5 protein-coding genes are annotated in these 4,899 nt (G+C 73.5%); 1 reads left to right on the top strand and 4 read right to left on the bottom strand.

Annotation, left to right across the window (positions count from 1 at the left end; all coding sequences use genetic code 11):
* Window positions 1–45: 45 nt before the first annotated feature.
* The 3 genes from AOK22_RS12615 to AOK22_RS12605 all read right to left on the bottom strand — a co-directional run bounded on the left by AOK22_RS12615 (window position 46) and on the right by AOK22_RS12605 (window position 3,026).
* Window positions 46–1,311, bottom strand: coding sequence for a ribonuclease D (locus tag AOK22_RS12615; protein ID WP_055698707.1), 1,266 nt, complete (start codon window positions 1,309–1,311; stop codon window positions 46–48).
* Between the two features lie 78 nt (window positions 1,312–1,389).
* A complete protein-coding gene (locus AOK22_RS12610; protein ID WP_055698706.1) occupies window positions 1,390–2,052 on the bottom strand; it encodes a response regulator transcription factor in 663 nt (220 codons plus the stop codon).
* A gap of 314 nt (window positions 2,053–2,366) precedes the next feature.
* Window positions 2,367–3,026 (bottom strand): DUF3000 domain-containing protein, encoded by a 660-nt coding sequence (locus AOK22_RS12605; RefSeq protein ID WP_055698705.1) that lies wholly within the window; start codon window positions 3,024–3,026, stop codon window positions 2,367–2,369.
* 85 nt (window positions 3,027–3,111) lie between these two features.
* Here AOK22_RS12605 and hemE point away from each other — a divergent pair, with 85 nt between their 5' ends.
* Window positions 3,112–4,185 (top strand): uroporphyrinogen decarboxylase, encoded by a 1,074-nt coding sequence (hemE, locus tag AOK22_RS12600; protein ID WP_055698704.1) that lies wholly within the window; start codon window positions 3,112–3,114, stop codon window positions 4,183–4,185.
* Window positions 4,186–4,343: 158 nt separating this feature from the next.
* Here the strand turns inward: hemE and AOK22_RS12595 are convergent.
* A partial coding sequence (locus AOK22_RS12595; protein WP_157872227.1) for an NAD-dependent epimerase/dehydratase family protein occupies window positions 4,344–4,899 on the bottom strand: 556 nt, incomplete at its 5' end.

The following is a 4,899-nucleotide window of genomic DNA, read 5'->3' as shown; positions in this document are numbered from 1 at the left end:
AGATGGGTAGAAGAGACAGGCGGGAAAGGGGACGGCGGCCCGAGGTCAGGCGAGTGCCTCCACCAGGACCGGCGTCACCTGGGAGATCTGCCACTGCCGGGCGCCGTGCCCGGCCAGCGCGGCGGCGACCGACTCCGCGTCCACCCGGGCCGGCGGCTCCCAGCAGACCCGCCGGACCGTGTCCGGAGTGATCAGGTTCTCCTGCGGCATGTGCAGCTGCTCGGCCAGCGCCGAGACCGCCGCCCGCGCGGCGGACAGCCGGGCCGCCGCGGCGGGGTCCCGGTCCGCCCAGGACCGCGGCGGCGGAGGCCCGCTCACCGCCTGCCCCGGCTGCGGGAGCTCCGAGTCGGGCAGCGCCTTCGCGCGGTCCACCGCGGCCTGCCACTGCTCCAGCTGACGCCGCCCCATGCGGTGCCCGAAACCGGTGAGGCCCGCGAGCGCGTGGACGTTCGGCGGCAGGGCGAGCGCCGCCTCGACGATCGCGCCGTCGCTCAGCACCTTGCCCGGCGACACGTCACGCCGCTGCGCGACCCGGTCGCGCGCGGTCCACAGCTCCCGCACGGCCGCCATCTGCCGGCGCCGCCGCACCTTGTGCATGCCGGACGTCCGGCGCCAGGGGTCCTTGCGGGGCGGGGCGGGCGGCGCGGAGGCGATGGCGTCGAACTCCTCGCGGGCCCACTCCAGCTTGCCCTGCCGGTCGAGCTCCTTCTCCAGGGCGTCGCGCAGGTCGACGAGGAGCTCGACGTCCAGCGCCGCATACCGCAGCCAGGGGTCGGGCAGGGGGCGCGTCGACCAGTCGACGGCGGAGTGCCCCTTCTCCAGGACGAAGCCGAGGACGCTCTCGACCATCGCGCCGAGCCCCACCCGGGGGAACCCGGCGAGCCGGCCCGCCAGTTCCGTGTCGAAGATGCGGGAGGGCACCATGCCTATCTCCCGCAGGCACGGCAGGTCCTGGGTGGCGGCGTGCAGCACCCACTCGGTCCCGCCGATGGCCTCGCCGAGCCCGGAGAGGTCGGGGCAGGCGACGGGGTCGATGAGCGCGGTGCCCGCGCCCTCGCGGCGGAGCTGTACGAGATAGGCGCGCTGGCCGTACCGGTAGCCGGACGCGCGTTCGGCGTCGACGGCGACGGGGCCGGTTCCGGCGGCGAACGCGGCGATCGTCGCGGCGAGGGTCTCCTCGTCGGCGATCACCGGCGGCACGCCGTCACGCGGCTCGAGCAAGGGGATCGGCGCCGTTTCGACGTCGTCCGGAGGGCCGCCTCCGGTGGTTCGCAGTGAGCTGTCTGCTGCGGTCTCTTGGGCGTCGGTCACCTGTCAAGGGTATCTGTGTATGCACGGCGCCCGTCGACGGAACGTTCCGTCGACGGGCGCGAGAGGGGTGTAAATCAGTCAGTGGATGATTCCGGTGCGCAGGGCGACCGCCACCATTCCGGCCCGGTCGCCCGTGCCGAGCTTGCGCGCGATGCGGGCGAGGTGGCTCTTCACGGTCAGCGCGGACAGGCCCATCGAGACGCCGATGGCCTTGTTGGACTGGCCCTCCGCGACCAGGCGGAGCACCTCGACCTCACGTCCGGACAGCTCGCGGTAGCCGCCGGGGTGGCTCGGGGTGCCCGGAGGGCGGCGGTGCATTCGGGCGGCGGCCGAGCCGATCGGAGCGGCGCCGGGGCGGGTGGGGAGTCCGATGTTCGTACGGGTGCCGGTGACGACGTAACCCTTCACACCGCCCGCGAGGGCGTTGCGGACGGCACCGATGTCGTCGGCGGCGGAGAGGGCGAGGCCGTTGGGCCAGCCCGCGGCACGGGTCTCGGAGAGGAGCGTCAGGCCGGAGCCGTCGGGGAGGTGGACGTCTGCGACGCAGATGTCCCGGGGGTTGCCGATGCGGGGACGAGCCTCCGCGATGGACGAGGCCTCGATGACGTCGCGTACACCGAGCGCCCACAGGTGGCGGGTGACGGTGGAACGGACGCGGGGGTCGGCCACGACGACCATGGCGGTCGGCTTGTTCGGGCGGTAGGCGACCAGGCTTGCGGGCTGCTCGAGGAGAACGGACACCAGGCCTCCTGGGGTGGGGGGACGGGACCGGCTCGGGGATGAAGCCGGGACGAACCGTGCTTTTCAAGGTCACAAACCTCTTCGGCAGCAAACCCGCCCGCCTTTAGAGAATGATCACGATTTGATGAGCAAGAATCCGGGCAATTCGGACACTTGCTCGATCATCCGAAGGTCGAACCGAACGCGGGCCCTTCCGGGTGACCCCGCCGTCCCTCAAAAGAGTGGGGCCGCCGCAGCCGCGACGGCCCCACCGGGCGACAGCCCGCACTCCGAGGAGAAACCCCGGGAGGAAACCCGGGGGTACAGCGCGGACCTCAAGGGGAGAGCGGCCCCCGCCGCTGCGGCAGCGACACCACGGAACCGTCCCCGGGACCCGCCGGCGGCAGCCCCGCGATCTGGCAGAGCAGATCGCACCACGCCGCCAGATGCGCCCCCGCGTCCGGCACCCCGCCGGACCCCTCCCGCGGGGTCCACGACGCCCGGATCTCGATCTGGGACGCGGGCGGCCGCTCGGAGAGGCCCCCGAAGTAGTGCGACCCCGCACGTGTCACCGTGCCGCTCGCCTCGCCCGCCGACAGGCCCCGCGCCCGCAGCGCCCCGGTCAGCCACGACCAGCACACCTCCGGCAGCAGCGGATCCGCCGCCATCTCCGGCTCCAGCTCCGCGCGTACGAGCGTGACGAGCCGGAAGGTGCCCTGCCACGCGTCGTGCCCGGACGGGTCGTGCAGCAGCACGAGCCGTCCGTCCGCGAGGTCCTCGTCGTTCTCGACGACCGCCGCCTCCAACGCGTACGCGTACGGCGCCAGCCGCTGCGGCGGCCGCGTCGGATCGATCTCGATCTCCGGCCGCAGCCGTGCCCCCCGTAGCGCGTCGACCGCCGCGCGGAAGGGCAGCGGAGCCGAATCCGCCACCATTCCCTCCGAACTCTCCATCTCGCCAGCGCCGTCCGACCGTTGTCCCTGAGCCGCAGCCATGCGGGGAAGGTTAAGGGGAACGGCGCCTTCGCGCAGGGAGAGACACCCGTGAGGGGGTCCCCGGTCAACGTGCGAGACTTTCCGCGTGAGTGCCAATGACAGCCGTGGCCCCGAGGGCCGGCAGAACGCAGCGACGTACGACTCCGCCTTCATGAAGGCCTGCAGGCGCGAGCCCGTGCCGCACACGCCTGTCTGGTTCATGCGCCAGGCGGGGCGCTCACTGCCCGAGTACCGCAAGGTCCGCGAGGGCACGGCCATGCTGGAGTCCTGCATGCGCCCCGACCTCGTCACCGAGATCACGCTGCAGCCGGTGCGCCGTCACAAGGTCGACGCGGCCATCTACTTCAGCGACATCGTCGTACCGCTCAAGGCCATCGGGATCGACCTCGACATCAAGCCGGGCGTCGGGCCCGTCGTCGAGAACCCCATCCGCTCGCGCGCCGACCTCGCGCAGCTGCGGGACCTCACCCCGGACGACGTCCACTACGTCACCGAGGCGATCGGCATGCTGACCGCCGAGCTCGGGTCGACGCCGCTCATCGGGTTCGCCGGTGCGCCGTTCACCCTCGCGAGCTACCTCGTGGAGGGCGGCCCGAGCCGCAACCACGAGCACACCAAGGCGCTCATGTACGGCGACCCGCAGCTCTGGGCCGACCTGCTCGACCGTCTCGCTGAGATCACCGGCGCCTTCCTCAAGGTGCAGATCGAGGCGGGCGCCAGCGCCGTGCAGCTCTTCGACTCGTGGGTGGGCGCCCTGTCGCCCGCCGACTACCGCAGCCGCGTGATGCCCGCGTCGACGAAGGTCTTCGACGCCGTCGCCCCGTACGGCGTGCCCCGCATCCACTTCGGCGTGGGCACCGGTGAGCTGCTCGGGCTGATGGGCGAGGCCGGCGCCGACGTCGTGGGCGTCGACTGGCGCGTGCCGCTGGACGAGGCCGTGCGCCGCGTCGGCCCCGGCAAGGCGCTGCAGGGCAACCTCGACCCGGCCGTCCTCTTCTCCACCCCCGAGGCCGTCGAGGCCAAGACGGACGAGGTGCTCGCCGCGGCGAAGGGGCTGGAGGGCCACATCTTCAACCTCGGCCACGGCGTCCTGCCGAGCACGGACCCCGAGGCGCTGACCCGCCTCGTCGAGTACGTGCACACGCGCACCGCCGTCTGAAAGATGACCGAAAAGGGTCCCTGTCCGACCGGACAGGGACCCTTTTTCGTGGGCGTCGGCCGCCGCCGACCGTTCTCAGCGGGGTCCGGACCCCGCGTCCGCGTCCGGTTCTTGTCCGTCGGCGCGCCCGGGGGCGCCGGGCCGGGGCGGCGGGAGCGTCAGCGCCGCTCCCCGGTGGACCGGGCCGGACGCGGGTCGCCGTCCGAGGCCCAGAGCGCGGCCAGCGACTCCCGCAGGGTGAACCGCGGCTGCCAGCCCAGCTCCCACCGGGCCGCCTTGATGTCGGCGCACTGCCAGGGCGCCGCCGCGGACCGGCCGCCCCTGCCGGACGCCTCCTCGACGCGCCCGCCGAAGCCCGCCTCGGCGATCAGGCTGTGCACCAGGTCACGGATCGGCACGGCACGGCCGCTGCCGATGTTGAGCAGGCGCGGCAGCCGCCCCGGCAGGCAGAGGGCGAGTGCCACGGCCTGCGCGACATCGCGTACGTCGACGAAGTCGCGGTGCGCGGACAGGTCGCCGGTCCTGACCGTGCCGTGCGGGGTCCGGCCGACCGCCCGGCTCAGTTCGACGGTCAGCCTGCCCGGCAGGCCCGCCAAGGAGGCGCCCGGCCCCACCGGGTCGGTGACCCGCAGCACGATCGCGTCGAGCCTCGCCTGGAGCACGGTGAGGGTGCCGGCCAGCTTGGTGGCCCCGTAGGGGGTGACCGGGCGGGCG

The organism is Streptomyces silaceus (genome assembly GCF_001419745.1).
GTDB lineage: Bacteria > Actinomycetota > Actinomycetes > Streptomycetales > Streptomycetaceae > Streptomyces > Streptomyces silaceus.
Note: the sequence above shows the minus strand (reverse complement) of the source record. Positions and strands in the feature narration are given on the sequence as shown.